The organism is Ruminiclostridium papyrosolvens DSM 2782, from assembly GCF_029318685.1.
GTDB classification, from domain to species: domain Bacteria; phylum Bacillota; class Clostridia; order Acetivibrionales; family DSM-1351; genus Ruminiclostridium; species Ruminiclostridium papyrosolvens.
Window position 1 is genome coordinate 3,001,200 of record NZ_CP119677.1, and the last position, 14,355, is coordinate 3,015,554.

Annotated in this window: 13 protein-coding genes; 1 reads left to right on the forward strand and 12 read right to left on the reverse strand. The window is 34.2% G+C overall.

The window, feature by feature from the left end:
- The 11 genes from P0092_RS13405 to gpr form a co-directional block, all read right to left on the reverse strand.
- On the reverse strand, nt 1–546 hold the full coding sequence (locus P0092_RS13405; protein WP_004617547.1) for a GNAT family N-acetyltransferase: 546 nt from the start codon (nt 544–546) through the stop codon (nt 1–3).
- Nucleotides 547–580: 34 nt separating this feature from the next.
- Nucleotides 581–2,026 carry a DEAD/DEAH box helicase gene (locus P0092_RS13410; RefSeq protein WP_004617546.1) on the reverse strand — a complete coding sequence of 482 codons (1,446 nt, stop codon included), beginning with the start codon at nt 2,024–2,026 and terminating at the stop codon, nt 581–583.
- A 244-nt stretch (nt 2,027–2,270) separates the two neighbouring features.
- Nucleotides 2,271–3,794, reverse strand: a complete 1,524-nt coding sequence (locus P0092_RS13415) for a WG repeat-containing protein (RefSeq protein ID WP_004617544.1) — start codon at nt 3,792–3,794, stop codon at nt 2,271–2,273.
- Between the two features lie 106 nt (nt 3,795–3,900).
- On the reverse strand, nt 3,901–4,449 hold the full coding sequence (locus P0092_RS13420; protein WP_004617543.1) for a hypothetical protein: 549 nt from the start codon (nt 4,447–4,449) through the stop codon (nt 3,901–3,903).
- On the reverse strand, nt 4,446–6,173 hold the full coding sequence (locus P0092_RS13425; protein WP_004617541.1) for a carbamoyltransferase family protein: 1,728 nt from the start codon (nt 6,171–6,173) through the stop codon (nt 4,446–4,448). Before P0092_RS13425 ends, P0092_RS13420 begins: the two co-directional genes overlap by 4 nt.
- 6 nt (nt 6,174–6,179) lie before the next feature.
- Nucleotides 6,180–7,004, reverse strand: a complete 825-nt coding sequence (locus P0092_RS13430) for an aldo-keto reductase family protein (RefSeq protein WP_004617539.1) — start codon at nt 7,002–7,004, stop codon at nt 6,180–6,182.
- 47 nt (nt 7,005–7,051) lie between these two features.
- Nucleotides 7,052–8,092 (reverse strand): radical SAM protein, encoded by a 1,041-nt coding sequence (locus tag P0092_RS13435; protein WP_004617537.1) that lies wholly within the window; start codon nt 8,090–8,092, stop codon nt 7,052–7,054.
- Nucleotides 8,093–8,236: 144 nt separating this feature from the next.
- Nucleotides 8,237–8,533, reverse strand: coding sequence for a hypothetical protein (locus P0092_RS13440; protein WP_040758393.1), 297 nt, complete (start codon nt 8,531–8,533; stop codon nt 8,237–8,239).
- Nucleotides 8,534–8,752: 219 nt separating this feature from the next.
- Nucleotides 8,753–10,726 (reverse strand): NAD-dependent DNA ligase LigA, encoded by a 1,974-nt coding sequence (gene ligA, locus P0092_RS13445; RefSeq protein ID WP_004617534.1) that lies wholly within the window; start codon nt 10,724–10,726, stop codon nt 8,753–8,755.
- Nucleotides 10,727–10,771: 45 nt separating this feature from the next.
- The gene (locus P0092_RS13450) at nt 10,772–11,476 is read right to left on the reverse strand and encodes a M50 family metallopeptidase (protein ID WP_004617532.1); all 705 of its coding nucleotides are present in this window, start codon (nt 11,474–11,476) and stop codon (nt 10,772–10,774) included.
- Between the two features lie 88 nt (nt 11,477–11,564).
- The gene (gpr, locus tag P0092_RS13455; RefSeq protein ID WP_004617530.1) at nt 11,565–12,572 is read right to left on the reverse strand and encodes a GPR endopeptidase; all 1,008 of its coding nucleotides are present in this window, start codon (nt 12,570–12,572) and stop codon (nt 11,565–11,567) included.
- Nucleotides 12,573–12,825: 253 nt separating this feature from the next.
- Here gpr and rpsT point away from each other — a divergent pair, with 253 nt between their 5' ends.
- Nucleotides 12,826–13,083 carry a 30S ribosomal protein S20 gene (rpsT, locus tag P0092_RS13460; protein WP_004617529.1) on the forward strand — a complete coding sequence of 86 codons (258 nt, stop codon included), beginning with the start codon at nt 12,826–12,828 and terminating at the stop codon, nt 13,081–13,083.
- Nucleotides 13,084–13,137: 54 nt separating this feature from the next.
- Here rpsT and hemW read toward each other — a convergent pair whose 3' ends face one another.
- Nucleotides 13,138–14,280: a radical SAM family heme chaperone HemW gene (gene hemW, locus P0092_RS13465; RefSeq protein ID WP_004617525.1), complete on the reverse strand. Its 1,143-nt coding sequence runs from the start codon at nt 14,278–14,280 to the stop codon at nt 13,138–13,140.
- Nucleotides 14,281–14,355: the final 75 nt, after the last annotated feature.

Below are 14,355 nucleotides of genomic sequence, written 5' to 3' on the forward strand. Positions count from 1 at the left end.
TTAGAGGGATTTCCACTCCTCTGCTAATATTGCATATACACAATCATCACACCATTGGTTTCCCATCCTATAGCTTTTGATAAAGTGAGCTTCTTTTCTAAATCCTATTTTTTCAAGAAGTTTTACTGATTTTATGTTGTCGGGATCAACAGATGCCGACACTCTATGTTTTTTATGTTCAACAAAAGCACAATTAATTACGGCTTTTACTGCTTCTGCGGCATAACCGTTACCTTGATGCTCAGGAGAAAGTGTATATCCTATTTCAATCTGATAATCGTCATCTATAAAATGAATGCCAATATCTCCAATCAGTTGTCCCTCCTTCAGGCACACAGCCAATTGCAGCCATGTATCACTTGTGTTAGGACATACCAAAATGTTTTTATTTATAAACTCTTCAATTTCTTCAATATTCTTTGGTCTCCATCCTTGGTACTGGCAAACCTCAGGCAGACAACGGTATTTGAAAAAATCATTTTTATCCTTCATACTTAAGGTTCTTATTAACAATCTATCTGTTTCAATATAATTAAACTTGTTCATTATTATTCCTTTACCTTCTTTATATATATTTTCATTATGCATCCATTGTTTTGCTTACCTTGCGAAGTCTTCCTTTTATAGGTGTTTTCTGCAGTTCCTTATAAACCAGCTCACCTTTATTGTTCAGTATTTCTACAAAGGTAGATACATCAAGTATATTTATGATACCTATATCTTCAGCTGTCATACCTTTTATATTGCAGAGTGTTCCTACAATGTCCACAGGCCGCATCTTTGTTTTCTTTCCTGCATTGATATGTAATTTCATAATCTCTTTATTAAGATGCACTCCCTTTGTTTCTTTAATTTCAGGTGCAGTAACTATTTTCTCAGAAAACTCCTGTTTTAAATTATTTACGGTTTCTCTATCGGGCTTTTCTTTTAGTATAATCTCTTTGCCAATGTATTGATTTATATCATTCAGATACTTACTTTCATCTTCTGTTACAAAAGATATAGCTTTGCCATCCCTGCCTATACGCCCGGTTCTTCCTATTCTGTGTACATATGTTTCACCATCTTGTGGAATATCATAATTAATTACCAGTGAAATGTTGTCTATATCTATCCCTCTGGCAGCAACATCTGTAGCTATCAGATATCTGAAATATCCACGCTTGAAGTCATTCATTACCTTTAATCTGTCACGCTGGTCCATTCCCCCATGAATTTTTTCACAGGAATATTTAAACAGTAGAAGTCTATCATATACATCATCTACCTTTTGCTTTGTATTACAAAATATTATACAGCTATCCGGATTTTCTACTATTGTTATATCTCTTAAAAGTTTTATTTTACTTGCCCTTTCTACATCATATCTCTCCTGATGTACCCTGTCTGTCGTTGTATTTTGCTCCTCGATTTCAACACGTATTGGCTCTTTCATGTATTTATTGCATAGGGTCTCTATATCTATCGGCATTGTTGCTGATAATAGCACTGTTACACGTTCTTTTGAAAGACTTGACACTATGGTTTCTATTTGTTCAATAAATCCCATATGGAGCATTTCATCAGCTTCATCTATTACAAGATATTTTATATTTGATGTATCAAAGGTATTTCTTTCGATATGGTCTATAATACGTCCCGGTGTTCCAACTACCACATGGGTTTTTTGCTTGAGTTCCTTTTCCTGATTATAGAAAGGAGATTTGCCGTAAATTGCTGATACTTTAAGCCTTTTGAATCTACCTATATTAAATATATCTTCCTTCACTTGGATAGCAAGTTCTCTTGTTGGTGTAAGCACTAATGCCTGAGGTTTATTTTCATCCCACTCTACCAACTCACAGATGGGAACAGCAAAGGCAGCTGTTTTCCCACTCCCTGTCTGGGATTTTACTATAATGTCCTTTTTCTCTATAACAGCCGGTATAACCTTTTCTTGAACCTTTGTTGGACTTTTAAAATTCAACATGCTTATTGCTTTTAATATTTCATTACTCAATTTATAATCAATAAAAGATGGGTTCATTTTTTCATATCTCCTTTATGGTAATTTCTCTTTTGTCTGTTTTTCTTTATACTTATTTATTTTTCTTACTTAATTCTTTTTTATGCTTGTCCGATATTGCAAAGTCAATTATATCACATCTATAAATGAAACCTAAACACGAAATAACAGCTCTAATATGCAGCAAACCAAAAGAATAAACTCCATCACCCTGCACAAAAAAACTACTGAATCCAAATCAGTAGTTTTTATTTCCCTTGAGGTTTTAATCCAGGCTGTATACTAGTGCGCCCTTCTTGCCATTACTGTCAAAAGTAAAAATTTCAAACTCCCGAGAGTCTGAATTACAAGGCATCATGTTCTTATAGCTTTGTTGTGTAATTGCTATCCCATCCAGTCCAAATAATTTGGAGAACCCATTGGTTTCAGCACAAATAACCTTTTTGATAACTTTAATACTCGTGAAGTTTGGGGTTAGAATAACTTTACCATTTTTATCAAGTACTCCAAACTTTCCTTTTTCCTTTACTATATACAACTGGTTTTCGTAACTATGTTCAATTGAATCGTATTTTAGGTTTGTCAAGTACTTTCCATTTTTGTCTATAATCCCGTACTTACCACCTTTCAATACAGCTGCAGTTCCAAACTCAAAATTCTCATTTCCGTTTTCATCTTTCATTATTTCAAATTGTGCCGTAATAACCAGCTTATTTTTTATATTTATGTAACCTATCTTCCCTTTTATAACAACCGGGGCCAAGCCGTAACAAAACGTCCCTGCTCCATCATACTGTGGTTTAATTATCTCTTTACCGTTTTTATCTATAAAACCATATTTGGTACCTTTTTTTACTTTCATATAACCATCGGCTGATATAGTACCTGCAGCGTCAAATTGTGGCTTAGCCAAAACCGTCATCTTTCTATTTATCAGTCCCAATTTTTTACCTTGGGAAAAGAAAGAGATATCATTTCTTCCAAAGTCATAAATATAGTCATAAATTGGATTAAGCACAACACCGTCTCTAGTAGCAAGCCCGACTTTTTTATTTTTCACAAATGGAGCAAATCCGTCTCTATAGTCATATGCTTCATCAAGCTGAGGCTTTACAACCTCTTTTCCGGTTTCATCAATATACCCCCATTTATTGCTAAAATCCTTTACCTGAGCAATCCCACCCCTAAAACTGACAAGGGTACCGATGCCTTCAGCTTCATAGCCAATCTGCGCATATTTGGGGGCAAGTATCTCTTTGCCTGTCTTATCAATAAGCCCCCATTTCCCTTTTACACATACAGGTACAACACCATTAGCAAAATCAAAAACATCATCATATTTTAATGGAATGACTTCTTTTCCTACTGTGTCAATGAAGCCCCATTTCCCTTGTAGCTCCACCCTTGCAAGTCCTTCAAAAAAGTTTCCGACACCATACATATCATATTTTATGTCAGTAATTTTTTTACCTTTCTCATCTATAAACCCAACTTTATCGTCTTTTATAACCATAATAAACCCATGAAAGTAATCCCATATATCATCATAAATTGCGTCTGCTATAATAACACCATCTTTATTTATTACTCCATATTTATCATCGCTTTGAAATTTTAAAAGCGGCAGGTTATTGCTATTTATATCATAGTCTGAACTTGTAAGTTCCTCTAAATTGTCATACTTAGCCTGTAAAACCGTTATTTTACTATCCAAGGTAGCTGCACCAACATTTGTACATAGCAATACTGATAAAACCGCAGCTAAAAATATAAGATATGTTCTCTTCATAAATTACCTCTTTTCTAAAAATGAATGTAATATACATATATTAGAACATATTGAATTTAATAACAGTTAGATGAAATAAATTCATCGGCAGTATGGTTTATGTAAACTATTGTAATCTGTTTTCATGCATTTTATAAACATTTAACAGTTCATTTTTTATACTTACAGTACTATTTATATCAGTGTATGAAATATATTTAGAAAACTGATTGATATTGAAGTTTTTAATAATAAGCATTACCCGGTAAAATTCATTAATGTCCTCGTTTTTTCTCATAGTATCAATACAAGCTCTTTCATATAGTATTTCCTTTCTATTATACAATCCAACGCCACAGAATTGATTATTTAACTGACTTTGTAAAAATGAAAGCTCGTTCAAATACCAAACACCGTCAATAATAAGAAAATCAACAGTTTCATGAAGCTTCAATATTTTATTTGCCCAAAAAGACTTGCCGAACAGTTGTAAAGATTCAATATACTTATCTTCCACTTCCTGACCACTTAACGTGGGAGCATCATAAAAAGCTTTTATCAACTGCGACAATTTAACAATCTTTACTTTGTACCCCATAGCTGAATATTCATTCTCCAATTCCTTGGAAAACGTAGTTTTTCCTGCGCAGGGTAATCCAATTAAAGCAATAATCATAGCTTTTCACCTCTGTTTTTTACAATTTCGTAACTGCCTATATACAAATAATCCAAGTCACTTTCCAAAAAACTGGCTACGGCTTCTTCAACACTACATACGATCGGCTGACCTTTGATATTAAAAGAAGTGTTTAATAATATAGGTATACCTGTTATTTGTTTGAAACATTTTATCAAGTTATAATATTTCTCATTATCACCTGCAGAAACAGTCTGTATTCTAGATGTACCATCAACATGTACAACAGCTGGTATTTGACTGATAATGCTTGGATTTGCTTTGACTGTTGACAGCATGTATTTATATAAAGAAAGTGCACAATTTTGAACTTGAAAAAACTCAGATACGTCTTCATATAATACTGAAGGTGCAAATGGTCTGAATTCTTCTCTGAATTTGATTTTTTTATTAATTAAATCCTTCATTCCAGAAAGTCTTGGGTCTGCAAGAATACTTCTATTGCCTAATGCACGTGGACCGAATTCCATACGTCCCTGATACCATCCGATAACATTTCCCTTTGATATTTTCTGGGCAGCACATTCACAAACATTTTTTTGATAGTAATAACTAATATCCTTATATTTTGATATTCTAGCTTGTATATCAGCATCTGTATCTGTATCACGCCCAAGATATGCATTCTTTAATTTAACCGTTGGAGTATTGGGACTTTTCAAATAAAAACAGTACAATGCGGCACCAAGTGATGTTCCTGCATCATTGGCTGCCGGATTAATAAATATGTTATCAAAGAGCTGAGATTCCGCTATAGCTGTATTCATTGAGCAATTCAAAGCTACACCTCCAGCAAGACATAAGTTTTTGACAGTTTTATGCTTATTGAGCACATCCTTTAAAATCTCCAACACTATTAAGTTTAAATGCTTTTGAAGTGAGTAAGCCAAATCAGCGTCATCTTGCCCAAGATTATTTTTATACCTGGGACTGCCAAATGTTTTCTGAAATTTTTTCGAGTACAGCATTCTTCTTTTACCAAATTTATAATGATGGTCAAAGAAATGCAGATTAAGGCGAAATTTATTATTTTTCAGACTAAAAAGTTTACTTATCTTGTTATCAGCATCCTGATTTTGTCTCCCATATGATGCCAAGCCCATAACTTTATATTCATCATGCTTAGGTTTGAATCCCAAAAATTTTGTTAAAGCCGTATACATATATCCTATTGAGTGGGGATACTTATAGCTGTATAATTTTATAATTTTTGTTCCTTCTCCCTTGTATATGCCTATTGTTTCATACTCCCCTCTGCCATCTAATGTAACAATGATAGCCGAAGCATATCCTGATGCATAATAGGAGCTGGCAGCATGTGCTAAATGATGATTTACATAATGCACCTTATTTTTAAACTTTTCACCAAAGTAAGAATAAATCTGTCTATATATTTCTTTTCTTCTCTTAATCCACTTGATTATGTACGGAATATATAATATCGACTTAGGAAATTGGGAAAAAGAATTATAAAAAAATAAACGCTTATACAGTTTTGGCTCCACAAATACCGCTATTTCATCTATTTGGTTCATGGTAATGCAACATGTTTTAAAACAATCTTCAATTGCTTCTTTAGGAAATTTTTTTGTATGCTTTTCTCTATTAAACCGCTCTGCTTCAGCAGCGTATATTATTTCTCCATCTTTGACCAAAGATACGGCAGAATCGTGAGTAGTAAAATTTATACCTAATATATACATTATTTGTCACCTTATTCTTTCAAACATTTCCATGTTGATGCTGTCATAATAGCCTTGAGCACACCTGTTGGCAACCATAATATCTGATTTTACGTGTTCAATATTACCCATGGAAGTTACACACGTATTTATTTCTGAAAAAGAAAGGCAAAATGCTAACATGTATTGATATATATCATCCGTTCCATTTTTGTAGCCAATTTCTTTCAATAGCTTTTGAAGTGAATCCTTAGCATTAATTTTGTTGCCGCAAAACGGCGAAAAAGTTATCAATATTTTATCATCTAATAAGCCTTTATTTAAATATGGAAGTAACCATCTTTCCTGAACATTAAATTTAGCAGCCCATCCCTGTATATTAGAATACTGCATTGCAAGCTCAAAAATATTGGCATTTTCTATATAAAGCAAGCTCCTATACCTGTTGCTCATTGTAGTTGTCAAAAAATCATCAAGTCTTTTTATATTTTCTTTTGTTGCCAGATTTTTATCTGAAAATTCGAACTGCAATATAATTTCCGAACTACCTAAGGATTCACAGTTTAACATTATTTCACTATCAATTTGATTAAGCTTATCCATTTCTTTTATTTTAAGCTTAATCAAATGTGTAATTGTATTCTGTACCGGATTTTTTTTCAGCACTTCTTTAACTCCCCATTGGGTATAAAGGCTATGATTTGAATGTATTACATGTATGCCATTTTCTACAGCATAGTTTAAAGCCGCTAGTCCTTGCTCCGAATTGCATTGCGGATTAAGTTTTCCTGCCACGAAAGTTGAAGTACCATAGCCTAATTTTGATAACTTTTGATTATTTTTATTTATCATCTGATTATGTCCTTTGCTTAAAAAATTAGTGCCAGTAGTATAAGAGATTATTTCTCAATTAATGATTTAAAATAATCCAACTCTTTCGGAGCATCAACTTTCCCAAATCTCAATTCGCCTAGTTGTCCACGAAAATGTTTTCTTTTAGGATCAATAAAATCCAAATTTTCTCTTTCCTTCATTAAATAACCTACTAAATCAACTTTTTCTTTCAATGTCGTGTTCGTAAAATTATAAATTTTATTTTGATGTAAACAAACAGAAAGATTACCATAAGGCTGAACTCTTAATTTATGGCACCTTCCGCACGGATATTCTTTTGAAAACATAGACAATAAAGCAATAATAATATTGTATTTTTTAACTAAATAATAATCATAGCTGGGATTATCACCTTCAATTTCGCTACGATCAATAGGTATAATATCTGATATTTCACGATACTTTGAAAGTATTTCTTCAGATGAAACAAACTCTTCAGACCAGTATTTTGCACCCTCTGCGGATAGTTGCCTTGGGTTACACGGAAAAAATTGATTAAACTTAATTGCCAACCTTCCTAAATATCCTTTATGGTTTATACAATTGGCATATTGGAAGAAATCCTCAAATTCCAAAAGCGTTGAACGCATAGTAACTACACTGAGTTTTGTTAGTGTAGGCAATTTTGAAACGCTCGCCTCAATGGTTTTCAATACATTATCTAAGCAATTCATACCTGTTAATGCTTTAAATCTATCTTTTTTTAACGAGTCAATACTTACGATGACTCTGGTTAAACCGTTTTCTATATACTTATTAATATCATTATGTAATGTTTGACCGTTTGTAGTTATTATCTGCTGCGTTATTCCAATTTCTTTTGCTGCTTTCATCAGCTCAGGAAGATCCTGACGTATTGTTGGTTCTCCCCCTGTCCAATGTATTCTTGTTATGCCGTTACATCGTGAAGCTTCTATTAATTCCACAAGATCTTTAAAGCTAACATTTTCTTTATCTTCCCAAAGACCTTCAGGGTTGCAATATACACACCTGAAATTACACCTGGATGTAACACCTATTCTTAAATGCCAATTTTTTTCATTCATTTGCATTTCTCCTAACCCAATAAATTAACAAATGCTTTTAAAAGCCTTTTTTTCTGTGCTAAACCAAATTTACTAAATTATACTATCATAGTTATATAGTGTCAATCACTATGAATAACTGTAAAACGGCTGTTGACACTCCTTTTATTGGCGAAGGATACTTTCTAGGTAGTCTATTTCAACTGAGATTGTTGGGGGATTTACTGTTACGTTAGCTATAGCTTGATTAGTTGTACCGTTTACAGTTCCTTTATAACCAACAGTTATGAATGCATTATTACCCCAAGTAATACCATATAGTATTGTTATAGTTGGTTTGTTTACTTTTATAGTACTCCATGTAATTTCTCTGGAAGCTGAAACCTGATTTACTTGAAAAACTAAAGCTATACCGCATAAAATAATGTATAATAAAGTAAATATATGCACTTTTCTTCTCATTAACATTATTTATCCTATATTGTTTTATTTTGTAATATATAGTAGTATTATAGGCTATTGCTTTAATTTAAACAATATATTTCTATAATGTGAAGTGCTATTTAAAGGACAGGTTCTTGTAAGAGGATGCTGCAGAAATAATTAAATCTTTTTACACAAAAAAAGCAGATACATATCTGTACCCGCCTTCTCTCTAACCTTATTGAATTTTTTTAACGCTTACTCAGGCTTTACCCCGTTATTTATCCATTCAACAAACTGCGCTTCTGTTATAATACTTATGTTTAGCTCTTTTGCTTTTTTATTTTTTGACGAATTAGATAAATTATCGTTATTTATAAGATAGTTGGTTTTTGAAGTAACCGAGCCGGTTACTTTTCCGCCTTTTTCCTCAATAACCCCCTTTAATTCATCCCTGTTTTTAAACATCTCAACAGACCCCGTAATGACAAAGTTTACATTCTCAAAAATCTGTTCTGATTGAGATACCTGAACCTCCTCAAGTTCAAGCTCCTTTAAAACATCATGAACTATAATCCTCTTCTTTTCATCGGCAAAAAAGCTGATGAAGGATTCCGCCATAATATCACCGATTCCGCCTATTTGAATTAGTTCGGTAAAATCAGCATTCTCAATATTATTCCAATCGTATTTAAAATATTTGCATATGAGCTTCGCATTAGACAAACCTACATTGGGAATACCAAGGCTATATAGAAGCCTTATAGCAGTTGTTTTTCTGGCCTTATTTATTGACGCAATCAATTTATTAAAGGATTTTTCCCCCAGGCCCTCCATCTCAATTATTTCATTTTTGTACATTTCTATATGAAATAAGTCAGCCAGTTCTTTTATTAAGCCTTTCGCAATTAATTTTTCCAAAGTGGCTTCTGATAAACCTTCTATATTCATAGCATCCCTGCTTACGAAATGGGTAAAGGACTTAATCTGCTTTGCAAGACACTCATTATTGACACAATATAATGTTTTTACCCCATTCTCCTGCTTTATTTCAGTTTTGCCGCTGCAAACAGGACACTCTTCAGGTATTGGTGCCATACCGCTTCTGGTGAGATTTTCAGAAATCTGGGGTATAATCATATTTGCCTTATATACACCTATGGTATCACCAATTCCCAACTCCAGCCCCTCCATAATACTTAGATTATGTATACTGGCTCTGCTTACAGTGGTTCCTTCCAGCTCAACCGGCTCAAAAATTGCAATAGGATTTATCAACCCGGTTCTTGATGCACTCCACTCAATTTCAAGAAGGGTAGTTTCTTTGATTTCGTCCCTCCACTTAAAAGCAATGGAATCTCTGGGGAATTTAGCCGTAGAGCCCAACGATTCTCCATAGGCAATGTTATCAAATGTAAGCACCAACCCGTCTGACGGCAAATCGTTTGCTTCAATATTCTGTGAAAACCATTGAACGGTTTCTTCTATATCATTACTTGTTACCTCTTTAAACTCCACAATGTCAAAGCCCTGATTTTTCAACCAGTTCATTTGAGAAGCTCTGGAGTTTTCAAGCTCAACATTATCGGCTTTTACCAACGAAAAGGCAAAGAAATATACATTTCTTTCCGAGGTAACCTTGTTATTCAGCTGTCTTACAGACCCGCTGCAAAGGTTTCTGGGATTCTTATATTTTGCATCAACGTCTGATATTTCATTATTTATTTTAATAAAATCAGAATATCGGATAATGGCTTCACCGCGCAAAATCAACGTGTCCTTGTATGCTATGGTAACAGGCAAGTTCCTGAATACCCTTGCATTATTTGTAATAACCTCTCCCACTTCACCGGTGCCTCTTGTAACCGCCTTTACCAAATGCCCGTCCTGATAAGTCAACACAATAGTAAGACCGTCTAGTTTCCATGAAAGAATACCCTTTTGTGTACCTATCCATTCCTTTAACGCACCGACCTCCTTGGTCTTATCCAATGAAAGCATAGGTTTTTCATGACGTTCTTTTGGCAGATTGCTCAGAAGCTCATAGCCTACATGAATAGACGGACTATTGGAAAGAACAACACCTGTTTCTTTTTCAAGTTCCAATAATTCATCATAAAGCTTGTCGTATTCTATATTAGGCATAATTTCAGTATTTTCCTGATAATATGCTTTCGCCGCTTTGTTAAGTATCTCAATCTTATCTTTCATTAGTTGAATTTTATCTGCCATGTTTCCCTCCGCATAGTCATGTATAATTAATATTTATGTTAACATTTAATACCTTTTCCTTGACGGCTTGCCTTTACTCTTTAGAAAAACAGAATATACCGCAAAAATGGATATGCCTACCCAAATCAAGCCCCAGACTATAGCCGGAATATGGGTAAGTCTGGATAAAGAAACAGCATCAGTAACCGGCATACTGCCCATTCTGAAAAGTCCAAACTGATAATTAAGCTGCATTATCACAGTATCTACAAGGGTGTCATATATTGCATATGTAACACTTCCAATACCAATAATCTCAATTACCCATTGGTTAAGAGTGTCATTCTGAATCATATAAAGTACGAGAGCAAAAACAGCAAAAATTACAGAATAAATCATTGTAAATGACGCAATACCGGAGTATCTGAATGTAAATCCAAGAAATATAATTGCTATGACCCCAATAATATATTTTCTGAAACGGGTATTTTTAAGCACCAGTATCAGAATAGCAAAAAGAACACTTCCCAAATAACCCCCGTTGGCGATAAGAAAGGCTGACCACCAGCTTTTGGGAAGTGACATGACATGTCCGCTTTCATTAAAATATATTTTAAGCTCGGTTATCCCGCTGCCGGTGGCAATAGCCATAAATGCATGCCCCAGCTCATGGAGAAAAACAGTAAACAATTTTATGGGCTTAATCAAAAATGTATTCCATAATATCATAAGTAAACCAAATATTATAAAAAATCTTCCTGTCTGCTTCAAAATTACCTCCTAAAGGGAAATATCAATGTTAAACGTCCAAATAAAATTATAACCTGTGAGGCAGCAAAAGGGAAGATATTCATATATATCAGTTAATGTATCTGCCTACATCATCAAGTGTGATTCCCTGATGCAGTGCCATATTTAGCCCGTTTGCTACTACCTTTGAAACACGGCTGATAATATCATCTATTTCCTTAGGAGTAACAATAAGGTGTCCTACAAAGGGATTTAAGGCCGCCTTTATAAGTTCATACTTCTGGTCACGGTCAATATCCTTTAAAGTGTTGTAAAATCCGGAATCCTTTGGTGATTCATTCATAAGGCTGTCAATTACTAAATCCATTGCATCATTTGTCAAAGTAGCCGCATCAACTACCGTCGGCACTCCTATAGCAACCACAGGCATTCCCAAAGTCTGCTCACTCAGCTCCATTCTCTTGTTTCCGACTCCCCCTCCGGGTGCAATACCCGTATCAGCAATCTGAATGGTAGTGCTGACCCTCTCCATATTTCTTGCAGCAAGAGCATCTATTGCAATTAAGGCATCAGGTTTAAGTCTATCAACGACGCCTCTTACAATTTCTCCTGTTTCAATTCCTGTTATCCCCAGCACTCCCGGCGAAATGGCGCAGACAGGACTAACCCCCTCATCAACATGTTCAGGTACATATTGAAGCAAGTGCCTTGTTACCATCAGATTTGAAACGACCTTGGGTCCCAGCGCATCAGGAGTGACGTTCCAGTTTCCCAACCCAATAACAAGAGTAGTAGAGCCTTCTTTCAGCTTCAGCATATCCCTTAATTCTCTTGCCAAAGCATCAATTGTTTTTTTATTTACATCCTCGTTATTATCCTTTAGTTCAGGAATTTCAAGAGTTATATAGTTTCCCATAGGCTTACCGATGGAAGCTTCCCCTGTACGTGAAGTAATACGCACTCTTGTAATCTTTACATCCTCGTCTCCGGCATTTTCAATAACCACTCCCGGAGGTGTTTTTCCTTCCTGAGCCTGCTGTTTTGCTTCACTGCTGTTCATAAATATTTCATGTGCTTCAATTGCAAGGTCTGTATACCTGTTGGACAAATTAATCATAAATATTTTTCCTTTCGTGATAAAACTTTTGAAATTCATTAATATTATTTCAAAATGTCACATTTTTAGTATTAATTTTTAAAAATATTATTGTGTACTAATCAAATTTATCCAGTTTCTACTTGCAATTTAAAACCTTTCATGGTAAAATATCATCTGTTATGGGCAAGAAGCGGTTTGTAAAACCGATTAACATATTTTTGTAATTTTTGCTCACTTATTATGCTAAACCGGCTCGCAGGAGGTGAATACTGTGCCAAACATTAAATCTGCTATAAAGAGAGTTAAGGTAATTGAGACTAAGACTTTGAAGAACACTATCAGAAAGTCAGCACTCAAGACTACTGTTAAAAAATGCAAGGAAGCTATCGCTACTGGTGAAAATAAGACTGACGCTTATAAAGCAGCTACAAAGGCTTTAGATAAAGCCGCAGCAAAGAACTTAATGCATAAAAACACCGCTGCGAGAAAGAAATCCAGATTAGCTAAGGCTTTAAATGCAGCAAAATAATTAAAAAACAAAAACTCAGGTTTAACCCTGAGTTTTTATTTTTGTCTTTTATATTTATACAAATTCTACAAATACCTGATTAGCCAAGTCAAAACCAAGACTTGTTAATTTAACACAATCACCTGATATTTCGATAAGTCCTTTTTTCTCAAGCTTTTCAAGAGAAGCCTTATACTTTGAAAATAAATCCTGATTGAAACGCAAGAAGAATTCCCTTCCAGTTACCCCTTTTGTTAACCGTAATCCCAAAAACATATATTCCGACATTTTATCAGTTAATTCAAGTGGAATATTTTCATATACAGGTTTGTCCCCATGTTTCAGATAATCTATATATCCCTCTATAGAAACCTCGTTTGAAAATCTTACGTCCTTTAAACAGGAATGCGCCCCCGCACCCAAGCCAAGGTAGTCCACACATTTCCAATATGTCAGATTGTGCTTACATTCATACCCGGCTTTTGCAAAATTGGATATCTCATACTGCTTTAATCCCTGTTCACTTAAGTAATCAACAGCATAATGATACATTTCCCTATCAAGCTCATCTTCTACCTGAACAAGACTGCCTTCTTTCTCCATAGTGCCGAATTTAGTACCCTCTTCAATTTTAAGGCTGTAGGCTGAAATATGATTTATACCCCGAGAAATTAAGTAACTAAGGGTTTCTTTCCAGTTCTCAATTGTCTGTCCGGGAATTCCAAAAATAATATCCGCATTAATATTTTCAAAACCTGCATCTCTTGCATTTTTTACGCTTGCAGAAAAATCCTCATGGCTATGACACCTTCCAAGATACTTTAAAAGATTTTTCTGATACGCCTGTAATCCCATGCTTATCCTATTTATACCTGCTTTTTTATAAGCCTTTAGTTTTTCTATGCTTAAAGTACCGGGGTTACTTTCTATACTTATTTCGCAGTTGTCAGAAATATTGAAACATGTCTTACATTTTTCCAAAATTTCAAAAATATACCTTTCACTAACAACCGAAGGTGTTCCACCACCTATGAATATCGTATGGATTAGATAATCTTTCATGTACTCTTTATAAAGCTCAACTTCTTTTTTCATGGCTTTAAAATAATTATCAGCAAAATTAATCTTTCCTGCATAGGAATTAAAATCACAGTAATTACATTTTGAACTGCAAAAGGGCACATGAATATATAAACCTGAATTATTACTACAAAACAAAGCCTTCATCTCCTAAAAGTAAGGTTCTATTAACTTTACTTATGGTATCACATTATGATATTGTATACTAGTTAT

Bases quoted from the DNA above. Each gene is read 5' to 3' on its own strand.
- P0092_RS13405 (WP_004617547.1), bottom strand. From the start codon at position 546: ATGAACAAGTTTAATTATATTGAAACAGATAGATTGTTAATAAGAACC.
- P0092_RS13410 (WP_004617546.1), bottom strand. From the start codon at position 2,026: ATGAACCCATCTTTTATTGATTATAAATTGAGTAATGAAATATTAAAA.
- P0092_RS13415 (WP_004617544.1), bottom strand. From the start codon at position 3,794: ATGAAGAGAACATATCTTATATTTTTAGCTGCGGTTTTATCAGTATTG.
- P0092_RS13420 (WP_004617543.1), bottom strand. From the start codon at position 4,449: ATGATTATTGCTTTAATTGGATTACCCTGCGCAGGAAAAACTACGTTT.
- P0092_RS13425 (WP_004617541.1), bottom strand. From the start codon at position 6,173: ATGTATATATTAGGTATAAATTTTACTACTCACGATTCTGCCGTATCT.
- P0092_RS13430 (WP_004617539.1), bottom strand. From the start codon at position 7,004: ATGATAAATAAAAATAATCAAAAGTTATCAAAATTAGGCTATGGTACT.
- P0092_RS13435 (WP_004617537.1), bottom strand. From the start codon at position 8,092: ATGAATGAAAAAAATTGGCATTTAAGAATAGGTGTTACATCCAGGTGT.
- P0092_RS13440 (WP_040758393.1), bottom strand. From the start codon at position 8,533: ATGAGAAGAAAAGTGCATATATTTACTTTATTATACATTATTTTATGC.
- ligA (WP_004617534.1), bottom strand. From the start codon at position 10,726: ATGGCAGATAAAATTCAACTAATGAAAGATAAGATTGAGATACTTAAC.
- gpr (WP_004617530.1), bottom strand. From the start codon at position 12,572: ATGATTAATTTGTCCAACAGGTATACAGACCTTGCAATTGAAGCACAT.